The 15,250-nt window shown below is 65.1% G+C and carries 15 protein-coding genes; all 15 read left to right on the top strand.

Annotation, left to right across the window (positions count from 1 at the left end):
* Positions 1–128 precede the first annotated feature (128 nt).
* On the top strand, positions 129–1,655 hold the full coding sequence (locus EN781_RS07780; protein ID WP_126056725.1) for an ABC transporter substrate-binding protein: 1,527 nt from the start codon (positions 129–131) through the stop codon (positions 1,653–1,655).
* Between the two features lie 70 nt (positions 1,656–1,725).
* Positions 1,726–2,733: an ABC transporter permease gene (locus EN781_RS07775; RefSeq protein ID WP_126056726.1), complete on the top strand. Its 1,008-nt coding sequence runs from the start codon at positions 1,726–1,728 to the stop codon at positions 2,731–2,733.
* Positions 2,726–3,574 carry an ABC transporter permease gene (locus EN781_RS07770; RefSeq protein ID WP_126056727.1) on the top strand — a complete coding sequence of 283 codons (849 nt, stop codon included), beginning with the start codon at positions 2,726–2,728 and terminating at the stop codon, positions 3,572–3,574. Before EN781_RS07775 ends, EN781_RS07770 begins: the two co-directional genes overlap by 8 nt.
* On the top strand, positions 3,571–4,461 hold the full coding sequence (locus tag EN781_RS07765) for an ABC transporter ATP-binding protein (protein ID WP_126056728.1): 891 nt from the start codon (positions 3,571–3,573) through the stop codon (positions 4,459–4,461). The genes EN781_RS07770 and EN781_RS07765 overlap by 4 nt, the downstream gene beginning before the upstream one ends.
* Positions 4,454–5,284 (top strand): ATP-binding cassette domain-containing protein, encoded by an 831-nt coding sequence (locus EN781_RS07760; protein ID WP_127399891.1) that lies wholly within the window; start codon positions 4,454–4,456, stop codon positions 5,282–5,284. Before EN781_RS07765 ends, EN781_RS07760 begins: the two co-directional genes overlap by 8 nt.
* Before the next feature lie 175 nt (positions 5,285–5,459).
* A complete protein-coding gene (locus tag EN781_RS07755) occupies positions 5,460–7,754 on the top strand; it encodes a bifunctional salicylyl-CoA 5-hydroxylase/oxidoreductase (protein WP_126056730.1) in 2,295 nt (764 codons plus the stop codon).
* A complete protein-coding gene (locus tag EN781_RS07750; RefSeq protein ID WP_126056731.1) occupies positions 7,751–8,524 on the top strand; it encodes an SDR family NAD(P)-dependent oxidoreductase in 774 nt (257 codons plus the stop codon). The genes EN781_RS07755 and EN781_RS07750 overlap by 4 nt, the downstream gene beginning before the upstream one ends.
* On the top strand, positions 8,518–8,988 hold the full coding sequence (locus tag EN781_RS07745; protein ID WP_126056732.1) for a MarR family transcriptional regulator: 471 nt from the start codon (positions 8,518–8,520) through the stop codon (positions 8,986–8,988). Before EN781_RS07750 ends, EN781_RS07745 begins: the two co-directional genes overlap by 7 nt.
* Positions 8,985–9,797, top strand: coding sequence for an enoyl-CoA hydratase family protein (locus EN781_RS07740; protein WP_126056733.1), 813 nt, complete (start codon positions 8,985–8,987; stop codon positions 9,795–9,797). The genes EN781_RS07745 and EN781_RS07740 overlap by 4 nt, the downstream gene beginning before the upstream one ends.
* Before the next feature lie 230 nt (positions 9,798–10,027).
* Complete coding sequence (locus EN781_RS07730; RefSeq protein WP_126056734.1) at positions 10,028–11,176, top strand: acyl-CoA dehydrogenase family protein; 1,149 nt, start codon at positions 10,028–10,030, stop codon at positions 11,174–11,176.
* 49 nt (positions 11,177–11,225) lie between these two features.
* Positions 11,226–11,621 (top strand): RidA family protein, encoded by a 396-nt coding sequence (locus tag EN781_RS07725; protein WP_126056735.1) that lies wholly within the window; start codon positions 11,226–11,228, stop codon positions 11,619–11,621.
* 203 nt (positions 11,622–11,824) lie between these two features.
* The gene (locus EN781_RS07720) at positions 11,825–12,553 is read left to right on the top strand and encodes a GntR family transcriptional regulator (protein ID WP_127399890.1); all 729 of its coding nucleotides are present in this window, start codon (positions 11,825–11,827) and stop codon (positions 12,551–12,553) included.
* Positions 12,554–12,719: 166 nt separating this feature from the next.
* Positions 12,720–13,859 carry an aminotransferase class V-fold PLP-dependent enzyme gene (locus EN781_RS07715; RefSeq protein WP_126056737.1) on the top strand — a complete coding sequence of 380 codons (1,140 nt, stop codon included), beginning with the start codon at positions 12,720–12,722 and terminating at the stop codon, positions 13,857–13,859.
* Positions 13,860–13,959: 100 nt separating this feature from the next.
* Positions 13,960–14,745 (top strand): ABC transporter substrate-binding protein, encoded by a 786-nt coding sequence (locus EN781_RS07710; protein WP_126056738.1) that lies wholly within the window; start codon positions 13,960–13,962, stop codon positions 14,743–14,745.
* A gap of 115 nt (positions 14,746–14,860) precedes the next feature.
* The coding region (locus tag EN781_RS07705; protein WP_127399889.1) for an ABC transporter permease subunit at positions 14,861–15,250 on the top strand (390 nt) is incomplete at its 3' end.

Raw genomic sequence — 15,250 nt, 5'->3', positions numbered from 1 at the left:
GCTAGGCGGGAGGTAGGAGCGACGATCTTTCCGGGATGCAGGGGCAAGGCGCGGTTGCCCAAGGAGCCTGAACCCAACGATCTGAATGAGAATGCCGCGCGAAGAAACACAACCAAAGGGGAACGACCATGACCATCAGCAGACGTGACTTGCTCGGATACGGCGCGGCGGCGATCGGCGCGACCGCGCTCGGCCTGCCAAAGGCAGCCAAGGCGGCGGGAGAACTGACCATCGCCTATAACGTCAATTTGCCGTCCTGGGACCCGACGACCGGGCCTTCCGCCGTCAACCCGACCATCCAGGGTCTCTATCAGTCGGTGTTCGACCAGTTCATCCCGCAAAAGCCCGACCTTTCCTTCACGCCCGGCCTGCTCACCGAATGGGGCTGGAACGAGGACCGCACCAAGGTGACGATGACAGTGCGCGAGGGCGTGAAGTGGCATGACGGCTCGCCGTTCACGCCTGAGGACGTGGTCTGGTCGCTGCAGCGGGCCGGCGACGAGAAGACCGGCAACCCGATCCAGTTCGTCTGGAAGAACGTCAACAATTTCAAGATCGACGGCAACAAGATCACCGGCGATGTGGTGCAGTTCGACCCGGTCTATTTCAAATGGATGTCATTCCTGACCGGCTACATCATGCCGAAGGCCTATTACGAGAAGGTCGGCGCCGAGGGCTTCGAGAAGTCGCCGATCGGCACCGGCCCCTACATGGTCGACAAGTTCGAGCGCAACGCCTTCCTGCGGCTGAAGGCCAATCCGAACTACTGGGGCAGCAAGCCGGCCTTCGAGAACGTGACGATCAAGTTCGTCACCGACGCGGCGAGCCGCGTCGCCGAGATCGAATCCGGCTCCTCGCAGGTGACGCTTGAAATCCCCTATGAGGAGTATGACCGGCTGATCGCCAAAGACGGGCTCGCCGGCTCAATCAAGAACGTCTCCGACATCGGCATGATCTTCTTCAACGACATCGAGGCGATGCTGGACAAAAATGTCCGCCAGGCAGCCGTCATGGCGGTGGACAAGGAGCTTCTGGTCAAGCGGCTGCTGCGCGGCTACGGCCAGCCGATCGCCACGCTGGAGACGCCGGAATACGCGGCCTTCGATGCCTCGATCAAGGTCGAGCACAATCCGGAAAAGGCCAAGCAACTGCTCGCCGCTTCCGGCTATTCGCCGGAAAAGCCGGTCAAGTTCACGATCCAGACGACCAAGGGCTTCAAGCCCAAGGACTATGAGATGATCCAGGCCATCGTCGGCATGTGGCGCAAGGTCGGCATCGAGGCGACAATCGAGGTCTATGAAATCGCCAAGCACTATGAGCTGCGCGCCGCCGACAAGCTCGCGCCGGCGGCCTTCTACAATTGGGGCAACGCCATCGGTGATCCGACGACGTCGACCGGCTTTGCCATGTACGGCCCGAGCCCGCATTCGGTGTGGGACAGTCAGGACCTGATCGACATGATCAACCCGCTATGGGGCGAGAAGGACGAGGCAAAGCGCATCGCCGGCTGGAAGGCGGTCGACAAATACGTCGCCGAACAGGCCTATGTACTGCCGCTGATGCAGTATGCGCAGCCGATCGTGCACGCCAAGGGCGTCAATGTGGTGCAGCATGTGTCGGGTGCCTTGCTGCCGGCGCTGATGACCCCGGCCTGATCATCGGCCTTGGATTGCCGCGCGCCGTCGCGAAGACGGCGCGCATTTTTTCATCCGGGCATACAGGCCGATGCTACTGCAAAGATTCCTCGTTCGCCTGCTGACGATGCTGGTCACGCTGTTCGGCGTCGCCGTCGTCGTCTTCGTCGTCATCCGGCTCGCGCCCGGCGACCCGATCGCGATGATGCTGCCGCCCGGCGCCAGCGACGAGGACATCGCGCGGCTGCGGGCGCTCTACGGGCTCGACAAGACCATCGTGCAGCAGTTCTTCATCTGGCTCGGCGGCGTCCTGCGCGGCGATTTCGGCACCTCGATATCGCTGCGGCAGGACGTGCTGGGACTGGTCTTCGACAGGCTGCCGGCGACGCTGGAACTCGCGACCGTGGCGCTGTTGATGGCGGTGGCGATCGGCGGCACAGCGGCTGTTCTCGGCGCGCGCGAGCGCGGCACGGCGGTCGAGGCCGGCATCGACATCGCCAGCGGCACGGCGCTCTCCATCCCCGATTTCCTCTGGGGCCTGGTGCTGATCCTGCTGTTCGGCGTGCTTGTCCCGGTGTTCGACATTTCCGGCCGCGTGTCGCCTCAACTCGACCTGCCCTTCGTCACCCAGTTCTATCTCGTCGAGAGCTTGCTTCGACTCCGCTTCGATCTCACCTGGGACCTGCTCAAGCACATGCTGATGCCAGCCGTGGCGCTGGCGCTGCCGCTGGCGGCTATCATCGCGCAATTGCTGAAACAGTCGCTGAAGGAAGTGCTCGACCTCGACTACGTCGTGCTGGCGCGCGTGAAGGGCTTTTCGGAGACGCAGGTCATCCTGCGCGAAGCGCTGAAAAACGCTGCGCTGCCGACGCTGACGCTGGTCGGCGTGCAGTTCACCTTCCTCATCGGCGGCACGGTCATCGTCGAGCGGCTGTTCTCCTACGAGGGCCTCGGCAACATGGCGATCGACGCCGTCATCAACCGCGACCTGCCGCTGATCCAGGGCATCGTGCTGGTCTTTGCGCTGCTCTTCGTGCTGATCAACCTCGCCGTCGACATGATGTACGCGCTGCTTAATCCGAGGCTGTGCCATGGATGAGGCACGCATCTCCCGAAGCGGTTTGAGCCCGAAGCTTTGGCTGGCCGGCGGCTGGCTTTTACTGGCGTTGCTGGCGGCCATCTTCGCGCCGCTGATTGCGCCGCAGGACCCGCTGGCGCAGGACCTGATGCTGGAGCGGCTGCCGCCCTTCTGGCTGGATGGCGCCGAACCCGGCTATTGGCTGGGCACCGACAGCCTTGGCCGCGATCTGCTCTCACGATTGATCTTCGGCGGCCGCATCGCCTTCATCGTCGCCTTCGCCGCCGCTTCGGCCGCCTGCCTGGTCGGCTCGGCACTGGGGCTGATCGCCGGCTATTTCGGCGGCTGGGCCGACCGCATCATCTCGCGCGTCGTCGACATCTGGATGGCCTTCCCGCCCGTGCTGTTCGCCATCCTTCTGGTGGCGGTGCTGGGCACCGGCCTCAGCTCCGTCATCATCGCCATCGCGGTCATCGACTGGACGCGCTTCTGCCGGGTGATCCGTGCCGAAGCTATGAGCCAGGCGCGCATGGACTACGTCGAAAGCGCGCGCATCGCCGGCTATGGCCGCATTGGCATCATGCTGCGCGAGGTGCTGCCCAATGTGCTGCCGTCGATCGTCGCGCTGCTGTCGCTGGAGATGGGCATCGCCGTCATCGTCGAGGCGATCCTGTCCTTCGTCAATTTGTCGATCTCGACCGACGATCCGACTTGGGGCGGCATCATCGCCGAGGGCCGGCTGTCGATCCACCAGGCCTGGTGGGTGCTGGTGTTCCCGCTGGTCACGCTGATCCTGACCGTGCTGTCCTTCAGCCAGTTCGGCGAGGCGCTGAAGGCGCGTTTCGATCCGGTGCTGCGATGAGCGCGGCCGTGAAACCCTGCCTCGAAATCCGCTCGCTCAGCGCCGTGCTGCCCAACGGCCAGCGCGTGCTGCGCTCGGTGTCGCTGTCCGTCCAGCCGGGCGAAGTGCGCGCGCTGGTCGGCGAGAGCGGCGCCGGCAAGACGATGATCGGCAAGGCGGTGCTCGGCGTGCTGCCATCCAGCGTGCGCGTGATTGAAGGCGAGATGCGCCTGGAGGGAGAGGACCTTGGTGCCCTGCAGCTCAAGGCGCGCCGCAATTTGATCGGCGCCCGGACGGCGCTGATCCCGCAGGATCCACTCACCGCACTCAACCCGTCGCGCCGCATAGGCCCGCAGACGACCGACCGGCTGGTGCGCATCCTGGGCTGGAGCGGCGAGCGGGCCGACCAACGCATCCGCCAGTTGCTCGACGAGGTGCATATCCGCGACCCCGAGCGCGTGCTGAGAAGCTATCCGCACGAACTCTCCGGCGGCATGCGCCAGCGCGTGCTGATCGCCGCCGCCTTCGCCGCCGAGCCGAGGCTGATCGTCGCCGACGAGCCGACGACGGCGCTCGACGTGACGGTGCAGAAGCAGATCCTGCGGCTGATCGCGCAACTGCAGCGCGACCACGGCACGGCGATCCTGTTCGTCACCCACGATCTTGGCGTCGTCGCCAAAATCAGCCAGAAAGTCTCGGTGCTCTATGCCGGCAAGGTGGTCGAGGAAGCCGAGACCGCTGACCTCTTCGCATCGCCGCAGCACGCTTACACGCGGGCGTTGATGGCAGCGACGCCGCGCTACACCGATCCCTTCGCATCACTGAAGCCGGTGGACGAAACCGTGCTTGGGGGACTTGCCGCCGAGATCGCGGACGCCGACAAAGCCTGGAGGCCGGGCCATGGCTGAGCCGCTGTTTTCGGTGCGCGGGCTGAAGGTGGCGCTGCCCGACATGACGCGCAAGCCACTGGTCGGTCGGGCGCCGCTGGCCGAGATCCTGAAAGGGCTCGATTTCGATCTGCCGAAGGGATCGGTGACCGGCATCGTCGGCGAGTCCGGTTCGGGCAAGTCGACGCTCGGCCGTGCGCTGGTGCGGCTGCTGGAGCCCAGCGCCGGCTCGATCAGCTTCGAAGGCCGTGACATCAGCCACCTCTCGGAAGCCGGGCTTCGGCCGCTGCGCCGCGACCTGCAGATGATCTTCCAGGACCCGATGTCATCGCTCAACCCACGGCATACGATCTTCAACATCATCGCCGCGCCGCTGAGGCAGAACGGCCTCGGCGACAGGTTGAAGGAGCGCGTGGCGGAAGCCTTGCAGCGCGTCGGCCTGCCGCAAAGCTTTGCCAGCCGCTACCGGCATCAATTGTCAGGCGGCCAGCGCCAGCGCGTCGGCATTGCGCGAGCACTGGCACTGTCGCCGAAATTCGTGCTGGCCGACGAGATCGTCTCCGGCCTCGACGTGTCGACGCAGGCGCAGATCCTGACCCTGCTCGAAAGGCTCGCGGCCGAAATGGGGTTGACTGTGACCTTCATCAGCCATGATTTGTCGGTGATAAGGCGGCTCTGCCAGCAGGTCATCGTCATGCGCGAAGGCAGGATCGTCGAGGCCAGCGCCACCGACTCGCTGTTCGAAAATCCGAAGGAGGCCTACACGCGCGACCTGCTCGCCGCCATTCCGCTCCCCGAGATCGACGCGGACTGGCTGCGGCTGCCTGCGAGGGCGCCGGCCTGAGGGAACTCAGCTATCGGCACCCCGAATCTCGGCGGTGCGTAGCAACTCCGACCGCCAATCGAGGAATTATTCAATCATGAAACTTCAAGCTTGAAATAATTTCGCTCCCGCGCGATACTGTTAGTGGGACCGCCGTGGCACATGGCGGCCCGGAAGCGAAGAGGAGATCGCAGGCATGAAGGTTGCGGTTCTCGGCGGCGGACCGGCCGGGCTCTACTTTGCCATCTCGATGAAGCTGCGCGACGCCGCGCATGAGGTGACGGTGTTCGAGCGCAACCGCGCCGACGACACGTTCGGCTGGGGCGTGGTGCTGTCGGCCGAGACGCTCGATAACCTCAGCCGCAACGATCCGGTCAGCGCGGTCTGGATCAAGAAGCATTTCGCCTATTGGGACGATATCGCCGTCATCCATGACGGCGTGCGCACCGTCTCCTCCGGCCACGGCTTCTGCGGCATCGGCCGCAAGCGGCTCCTGATACTTTTGCAGCGGCGCGCACATGAGCTCGGCATCAAACTGGAGTTCGCAACCGAGATAGCCGATCCGAGGCCGTTCATGGAAACGCACGAACTGGTGGTCGCCGCGGACGGGTTGAACTCCAGGTCTCGCGCGGCCTTCGCCGAAATCTTCAAGCCCGATATCGACACCCGCAAATGCAAGTTCGTCTGGCTCGGCACCAACCAGAAGTTCGACGATGCCTTCACCTTCATCTTCGAGAAGACGGAGCACGGCTGGGTGTGGGCGCATGCCTACCAGTTCGACAGCGAAACCGCGACCTTCATTGTCGAATGCAGCGAACAGACATGGGGGCGCTTCGGCTTCGGCGCGATGTCGCAACAGGAATCGATCGCGGTCTGCGAGCGCATCTTCGAAAAGCATCTCGGCGGCCATGCGCTGATGACCAACGCCAACCACATACGCGGTTCGGCCTGGATCAATTTCCCGCGCGTGCTGTGCGAGCGCTGGTCGTTTGAGAATCTGGCGCTGATGGGGGACGCGGCCGCATCGGCGCATTTCTCGATCGGCTCCGGCACCAAGCTGGCATTGGAGAGCGCCGTCGCGCTGGCCGACTATGTCGAGTCCGAGCCCGACCTCGAAGCGGCGTTCCGCAAATATGAGGATGCTCGTCGCACCGAGGTGCTGAAACTGCAGTCGGCGGCACGCAACTCGCTCGAATGGTTCGAGGAGGTCGAGCGCTATCTCGGCCTCGACCCGGTGCAGTTCAACTACTCGCTGCTGACCCGCTCGCAGCGCATCAGTCACGAAAACCTGAGGCTGCGCGACGCCGAGTGGCTGGGCGGCGCCGAGGAATGGTTCCAGCACCAGGCCGGCGCCGGCGGCAACAGGCTGCGCCGGGCACCGATGTTTGCGCCATTCAAGCTACGCGGCATGGCGCTCAACAACCGCATCGTCGTGTCTCCGATGGCGCAGTACAAGGCCGTCGACGGCTGCCCAACCGACTGGCATTTTTCGCACTACGCGGAGCGCGCCAAGGGCGGCGCCGGGCTGCTCTACATCGAGATGACCTGCGTCAGTCCCGAAGGCCGCATTACGCCCGGCTGCCCCGGCTTCTACGCGCCGGAACACGAGGTGGCCTGGAAGCGCCTGGTCGGCTTCGTCCACACCGAGACCGAGGCAAAAATCTGCGCCCAGATCGGCCATTCCGGCGCCAAGGGCTCGACCCGCGTCGGCTGGCAGGGAACCGACGTGCCGCTGCCCTCCGGCAACTGGCCGGTGATGGCGCCGTCGGCCGTGGCGTGGTCGCCCGAGAACCAGGTGCCGAAGGCGATGGACCGCGCCGACATGGACAGGGTGTGCGGTGAGTTCGTCGCCTCCGCCGAGATGGCAGCCCGCTGCGGCTTCGACATGCTGGAAATCCATGCCGCGCATGGCTATCTCTTGTCCTCATTCATTACGCCACTGACCAACCGGCGCACCGACGAGTATGGCGGCTCGCTGGAAAACCGTATGCGCTATCCGCTGGAGATCTTCCGCGCGGTGCGTGCCGTGTGGCCCTCGGAAAAGCCGATCTCGATGCGCATCTCGGCCAATGACTGGGTCGGTATCGAGGGCGTCACACCTGCCGACGCGGTCGAAATCGCAAAACTGCTGCACGAGGCCGGTGTCGATCTCTGCGACGTGTCGGCCGGGCAGACCTCGATCGCGGCAAAACCCGTCTATGGCCGCATGTTCCAGACACCGTTCTCCGACCGAATCCGCAACGAGGTCGGCATGGCGACGATGGCCGTCGGCAACATCTATGAGCCGGACCATGTCAACTCGATCCTGATGGCGGGCCGCGCCGATCTCGTCGCGCTGGCCCGGCCGCATCTCACCGATCCCTACTGGACGCTGCATGCAGCGGTGGCGCTCGGCGACCGCGGCGTCAAATGGCCGGATCCCTATCTGCCCGGCCGCGACCAGCTTTACCGGCTGGCCCAGCGCGAAGCGGCGGCGGGGTTGAAGGTATGACCTCCACCGCAAAAACCACGGCCAGGCATGCCTTGGTTACCGGCGGCGGTTCAGGCGTCGGACGGGCAATCGCGCTGGCGCTCGCCGGCGCCGGCGTCAACGTCACCATCTGCGGGCGACGTGAGGCAGCCCTTGCCGAAGTGGGCAAGGAAAGCCCGCGCATCGCGGGCGTCGCCGCCGATGTCACCGATGAGGCGTCGATGGTTTCCCTCTACGAAAAAGCGGAGGCCGCGCGCGGACCGTTCGACATCGTGGTCGCCAATGCCGGCATGGCCGGCAGTACGCCGGCGCACAAGATTTCGCTGGCCGACTGGCAGCGCACGATCGACGTCAACCTCACCGGCGCCTTCCTGACGGTGAAGCCGGCGCTGACCGGCATGCTGGCGCGCAAACAGGGCAGCATCGTCTTCGTCGCCTCGACGGCCGGCCTCAAGGGCTATGCCTATGTCGGCGCGTACGTTGCCGCCAAGCACGGCGTCGTCGGGCTGATGCGGGCGCTGGCCACCGAGACCGCCAAGTCCGGCGTCACCGTCAATGCCGTCTGTCCGGGCTTCGTCGATACCGAGATGCTGGAAGAGTCCATCCAGCGCATCGTGGACAAGACCGGGCGGTCGGCAGCCGAAGCGCGGGCAAGCCTGGCGGCGACGAACCCGCAAGGACGTTTCGTCCAACCGGAAGAAGTGGCGGAAGCCGTGCTGTGGCTGTGCGGCGACGCCGCCCGCTCGATCACCGGGCAGACGATCTCGATCTCGGGAGGCGAGACATGGTAGCCGGTCCGTTGCCCACCCGATCCGGCTCCGGCAAGGAGCGGCTGCGGCTGTGGATCCGCCTGCTGCGCGCCTCGCGCACGATTGAGGCGGAGCTGCGCGAGCGGCTGAAGAAGGAATTCAACACCACGCTGCCGCGCTTCGACGTGATGGCGGCGCTTTACCGGTCGCCGGAGGGGATGCTGATGAGCGACCTGTCGCGCTTCCTGCTGGTGTCGAACGGCAATGTCACAGGCATCGTCGACCGGCTGGTGTCGGAAGGGCTGGTGGCTCGGGCGCGCCGCAATGGCGACCGCCGCACCTCGATGGTGCGACTGACCGAGGAAGGGTCGAGGGCCTTCGCCGAGATCGCCGCCGCGCATGAAAGCTGGGTCGGTGAGTTGCTCGGCACTGTCAGCGAGGAAGAGGCGCGCCGGCTGACCGGCATGCTGACTTCGTTCCGCAGCAACTGGGAGGGACGCGAATGAGCGCCATGGCCAACCTCAAGCCGAAGCACTTCCTCTGGGATGTCGAAGGCAAGGTCGCGAAGGTCCGGCTCGACCGTCCCGAGCGCAAGAACCCGCTGACCTTCGACAGTTATGCCGAGTTGCGCGACACGTTTCGCGACCTCGTCTACGCCGACGATGTCGACGCCGTGGTGTTCCTGCCCAATGGCGGTAATTTCTGCTCGGGCGGCGATGTCCACGACATCATCGGTCCGCTGGTCAAGATGGACATGAAGGCGCTGCTCGCCTTCACTCGCATGACTGGTGACTTCGTCAAGGCGATGCTCAACTGCGGCAAGCCGATCATCTCGGCGGTCGACGGCGTGGCGGTCGGCGCCGGCGCCATCATCGCCATGGCCTCCGATATCCGCATCGCCACCCCGGAGGCCAAGACCGCCTTTCTCTTCACCCGCGTCGGCCTCGCCGGCTGCGACATGGGCGCCTGCGCGATCCTGCCGCGCATCATCGGCCAGGGGCGCGCCGCGGAGCTGCTCTACACCGGTCGCACCATGAATGCCGCGGAAGGCGAGCGCTGGGGTTTCTACAACCGCCTCGTCGAGCCGGCCGCGCTCGAGCCCGATGCGCTCGAAATGGCGGCGCGGATCGTCTCCGGCCCAACCTTCGCGCATGGCATCACCAAGACGCAGCTCAACCAGGAATGGTCGATGGGACTCGACCAGGCGATCGAGGCGGAAGCGCAGGCACAGGCGATCTGCATGCAGACAGCTGATTTCGAGCGCGCCTACAAGGCGTTCGTCGCAAAGGAAAAGCCTGTGTTCGAGGGGAATTGAGATGGGCGGATTGTTGGACACGTTGGCGGGACAGAACCCCCCTCTGTCCTGCCGGACATCTCCCCCTCAAGGGGGGAGATTGGCGGTTTCGGCGCCCCGCTCATTCTTGCGGCTTTGGCGATTGGCGAAAGCCGACATGACAGCTGATCTCCCCCCAAGAGGGGGAGATGTCCGGCAGGACAGAGGGGGGCGCCGTAGAGCACAGACCTCGCAGAACTGCGGAGGCAAACATGTCTGACCGTTCCTTCCTCAACTGGCCCTTCTTCGAGGAGCGCCATCGCCAGCTCGCCGACCAGCTCGACGCCTGGTGCGCGAAGAACCTGCCGGTCGACCATCACGATGTCGACGCCGCCTGCCGGGAGCTGGTGGCGAAGCTCGGCCGTGACGGTTGGCTGAAGCCGACGGCGCTCGACACGGACAATCCCGGACCGCTCGACGTGCGCACGCTTTGCATCACGCGCGAGACACTTGCCCGCCATGACGGGCTGGCCGACTTTTCCTTCGCCATGCAAGGGCTCGGCACCGGCGCGCTCAGCCTGTTCGGCACGCCGGACCAACAGCATTGGCTGGGCAAGACGCGGGCCGGCAAGGCGATCTCGGCCTTCGCGCTGTCGGAGCCGCGCTCCGGATCGGACGTCGCCAACATGGAAATGACGGCCACGCGCGATGGCGACGAATATCTGCTGACCGGCGAGAAGACCTGGATTTCCAATGGCGGCATCGCCGATCTCTACATCGTCTTCGCCCGCACCGGCGAGGCGCCTGGCGCCAAGGGGATTTCCGCCTTCATCGTACCTGCCGAAACCGAAGGCTTGAGCATCGCCGAGCGGCTGGAGACGATCGCCCCGCACCCGCTGGCGCGACTGTCGTTCGACAATGCCCGCGTTCCCGCTTCCGCGCTGATCGGCAAGCCCGGCGACGGCTTTCGCATCGCCATGTCGGTCCTCGACGTGTTCCGCTCGACCGTGGGTGCCGCGGCACTCGGTTTTGCCCGTCGTGCGCTGGACGAAAGCGTCAGCCGCGCTGCAGAGCGCGAACTGTTCGGCGCGCCGATGGCGGACCTGCAGATGGTGCAGGGCCACATCGCCGACATGGCGTTGGATGTCGATGCCGCGGCGCTTCTCGTCTACCGCGCCGCCTGGACCAAGGACATGGGGGCCCCACGCGTGACCCGCGAGGCGGCGATGGCCAAACTGTTCGCAACCGACCGCGCACAGGAGGTGATCGACGCGGCCGTGCAGCTGCATGGCGGCGACGGGGTGCGCAAGGATCACATCGTCGAAAGCCTCTATCGCGAGATCCGTGCGCTGCGCATCTACGAGGGGGCATCCGACGTGCAGAAAGTGGTGATCGCGCGACAGGTCATGGGGGCGGCGTGAGACTGATGAATGTCCCGCAGCCCGCATTTCGATTAGGGGGAGTCTAGTCATGCACAGCATCCTGCAGCCGGAAGGCTGGGCAAAGCCCATCGGTTACGCCAACGGCGTCGCCGCGCGCGGCCGGCTGGTGTTCGTCGGCGGCCAGGTCGGCTGGAATGCCGAGTGCCGGTTCGAGACCGACGATTTCGTCGGCCAGGTGCGCCAGACGCTCACCAACATCGTCGCCGTGCTGGCCGAGGCGGGCGGCGAGCCGCATCACATCACCTCGATGACCTGGTATTTCACCGACAAGGCCGAGTATCGCGCCAATCTCAAGGGCATCGGCGAGGCCTACCGCGCGGTCATCGGCCGCCACTTCCCGGCCATGGCGGCCATGCAGGTCGTGGCGCTGGTCGAGGACCGCGCCAAGGTGGAGATCCAGGCGACGGCTGTTATTCCGGAGTGAATTGCGCCAGGTCGACCGGCGCGCCGAAAACTCGCGCTGACGTTTGAAGGCATAGGCCCGATTCGATCAGAGATCATCGCCTTGACTATTCGAACCGCCGCTTGGCTCTAAACACAAACTGTGATCAGATGATCACGCTTGCTTCGGCGGGCGCACTCGGGCATCGCACATAGCTTCTGCCGGCATCTGAGGAAAGCAAAACCGTGGCTCTGGGCTTCGAACCCGTATCGGGACGCATCACCGTCCAGGATGGCGTCTACCAACAGCTCCGCCATGCCTTGATGGTCGGCAGCTTCGATCCGGGACAGGTGCTGACCATCGCCGCGCTGGCCGAGGCCTTCGGCACCTCGAACATGCCGGTGCGCGAGGCCTTGCGGCGGCTGGCGGCGGAAAACGCGCTGGAGATCTCGCAGAACGGCTCGGCCTGCGTGCCGGTCGTCACGCGGGCGCGGCTCGACGACCTTTGCCGGGCCCGTCTCGCCGTCGAGGGGCTGGCGGCCGAACTCGGCGCGCCGCGGCTGACGGCGGTCGAGATCGACAGCCTGCAGCGCATCACCGACGACCAGCAGGCGATCGGCCGCGACGGCAGCATCTATGAGCTGATCGCCAAGAACCAGCAGTTCCATTTCATCATCTACCGCGCCTCAGGCTCGGACGTGCTGTTTCAATTGATCGAAACGCTGTGGCTGCGCTTCGGCCCCTATATGCGGCTGTTGTCCAACCACGTGGCGCCGCTGATGCGCGCCGGAACGATGGAGCCCTCGGGCAGGCATGTCGCGATCATTGCCGCGCTGAAGGACAAGGACTTTGCCCGCGCCCGCTACGAGTTGGTGGCGGACATCACGGCGACGCAGATGACGCTGCGCGCCATCTGCCCCGATGTGCCAGAGCCCAGGACGGTCGACTTCACCGGTTTCGGCAAAGCTTCCTGATCTTCCTCAGCGTTGGGCTGACCCAAAGACCGAGAAGGTCTGTCGCGGCCGCGCTGGACCAAAGCAATCGGCTGCTTTTTGGCACCTTGCCGCTTTTCTTTAGCCTTAAAGGATTGATCCCTCGTTTCGTTTTGTGATCACATGATCACAAGGAGCGAGACAGAAGATGTCCGGCTATTTTCTCTACCATTCGATCGGCACCTTCCCCGGCAAGGGCGAGAGCATGGCCGCCGCACTGGCGGACTTCTCTGCCATCTGGTCGGCGGAAGACGACGGCCAGTGGCCGGCCGCGCTTGCCGCGCGGCAACGCTTCATCGACACCTGGATCAGGCTGATCGACGCACCGCAGGGCACGCTGACCACCGCCGAGAACGTCACCTCGGCGCTCTACAGCCTGATCGGCGCCCTGCCCTCCGAGCGTCTGGCGGGAAAGCGCGTGCTGGTTGCCGCCGACTGTTTTCCGAGCCTGCATTTCCTGCTGGCAGGCTTGGCCCAACGTTTCAATTTCACGCTCGACACCGTGCCGCTCAGGCCTGGCGAAAGCTGGGTTCGCGACGAGGATTTCGTCGCCCGCTGGCAGGAAGATGTCGGGCTGGCGCTCATCACCTTCGTGACCTCGACGGCCTCGCACCGCTGCGATGTGGCGAAGCTCGCGGCGCATGGCCGGGCGATGGGCAGCATCGTCGGGGTCGACATCACGCAAGGGGTCGGCGTGGTGCCCTTCTCGGTGGCAGAGACGCCGGTCGATTTCGTCGTCTCGACATCGCTTAAGTGGCTGTGCGGCTCTTCCGGCGCCGGCATTCTGCAAGTCGCGCCGGACCTTATGGCCACATGCCGGCCGGAGCTGCGCGGCTGGTTCAGCCAGCCGAATCCGTTCTCCTGGGATCTCGACGCTTTCAGCTACGCAAGCGACGCGCGCCGCTTCGACCACGGCACGCCAGCGATCCTGGCCAGCGTCGCCTCGCTGCCCGGCCTGCAATGGGTGGAAGAGACCGGCATCGACGCCATCCGCGCGCAGAACGCGGCGCATGTCGGGCGCATCATAGACGCCGCGATAAGCAATGGCTGGACGATCCGCTCGCCGCTCGATGCGGAGAAACGCGGCGGCAGCGTGATGATCGGCCTGCCGCAAGGCGTCGAGGCGGCGAAGCTCGTCGCGACACTGCGCGATGAGCGGCTCTATTGCGACGCCCGCGGCACGACGCTCAGGCTGTCGCCCGGCATGGTCACGGCGGACGAGGCCGTCGGGGCGCTGATTGCGCGGCTGCAAGACCTGATCGGCTCGCGCCAGCACCGCGCATCCTGATTTCAGGCGCCGCCTCGCCTGCGGCGTCCGGGAGCTGGATGCTGGAAGGGGCGGATCAGGAAATGCGCCACGCGAAGTGGCCGAACCAGAGGGAAGCAACATGCTCAAACGTCTAGGACTGATTGGCGTGGTCATCGCAGCCGGCATCGCCTTCGCCACACCCGCCTTCGCCGACAAGATCATGGTCGGCGCCTACCCCGCCAACCCGCCATGGGAATACAAGACCGATTCCGGCGGCTTCGAGGGTTTTGAGATCGATGTCGCCAACGACGTCGCCAAGCGCATCGGCGCCGAGGTCGAGTTCCAGGATCTCGGCTTCCAGGCGCTGTTCGCGGCGACAGCTTCCGGCCGCATCGACTTCGCCGTGTCGTCGATCTCGATCACCAAGGAGCGCCTGCAGAACCAGGGCTTCACCCAGGCCTACTACGACAGCGACGGCACCATCGTCGGCAAGGCGGATTCGACCATCAAGACACTCGACGACCTCAAGGGCAAGACCATCGGCGTCATCGCCGGCTCGACCGGCGAAGCCTACATGAAGGAAAACGCCGCCAAGCTCGGCGTTGCCGAAACCAAGAGCTACAACGCCCAGCAGGATCTGCTGCTTGACGTGCAGAACGGCCGCATCGACGGCGGCGCCGGCGAGCTCGCCGGCTTCCTGTTCGCCATCAAGCAGATGCCGGCGCTGAAGATCCTGGTGCGCATCCCGACCGGCGAGCGCTTTGCGATGATGACCAAGAAGGGCCACCCGCTGCTCGAAAAGGTCAACGAAGCGATCACCGCGATGAAGAAGGACGGCACCATGGCCGCGATCCACAAAAAGTGGTTCGGCGTCGATCCGGAAGCCGGCACCAGCACGGTGGCGCCGGGGCCAATCCCGCAATAAGCCGGCTAATTATAGCCGTTCGCGAGAGCGTCGGTAACAAGGCCGGCGCTCTCCGATTCCCATCCGTCCAGGCCCGCGAAAGCGCGGGCTTGGCATTGCCTTGACGGTGACGCCGATGGAACTGATCGACACCTTCTTCAACTGGAGCATCCTCGTCCGATCGTTTCCGATCCTGATCCGCGGGCTCGGCAACACTATCCTGCTCGGCTGCGCCGCAATCGTCTTCGGCACCATCGCCGGGCTGGCGATCTGCCTAATGCGGCTCTATGCGCCGAAGCCGCTAAGGCGGCTGGCCATCCTCTACATCGACATCTTCCGCGCGCTCCCGATCCTGGTGGTGCTGATCCTGATCTACTACGCCCTGCCCTTCGTCGGCATCCGCCTGTCGTCCTTCGTTTCGGCGGCCCTTGCGTTGTCATTGGTGCTTGCCGCCTTCACGGCGGAAGTCTGCCGCGCCGGCATCGAGAACATCCCCAAGGGCCAGTTCGAGGCTGCCGCAGCGCTC

The organism is Mesorhizobium sp. M4A.F.Ca.ET.090.04.2.1, from assembly GCF_003999085.1.
In the GTDB taxonomy this organism is placed as follows: Bacteria; Pseudomonadota; Alphaproteobacteria; order Rhizobiales; family Rhizobiaceae; genus Mesorhizobium.
Note: the sequence above shows the minus strand (reverse complement) of the source record. Positions and strands in the feature narration are given on the sequence as shown.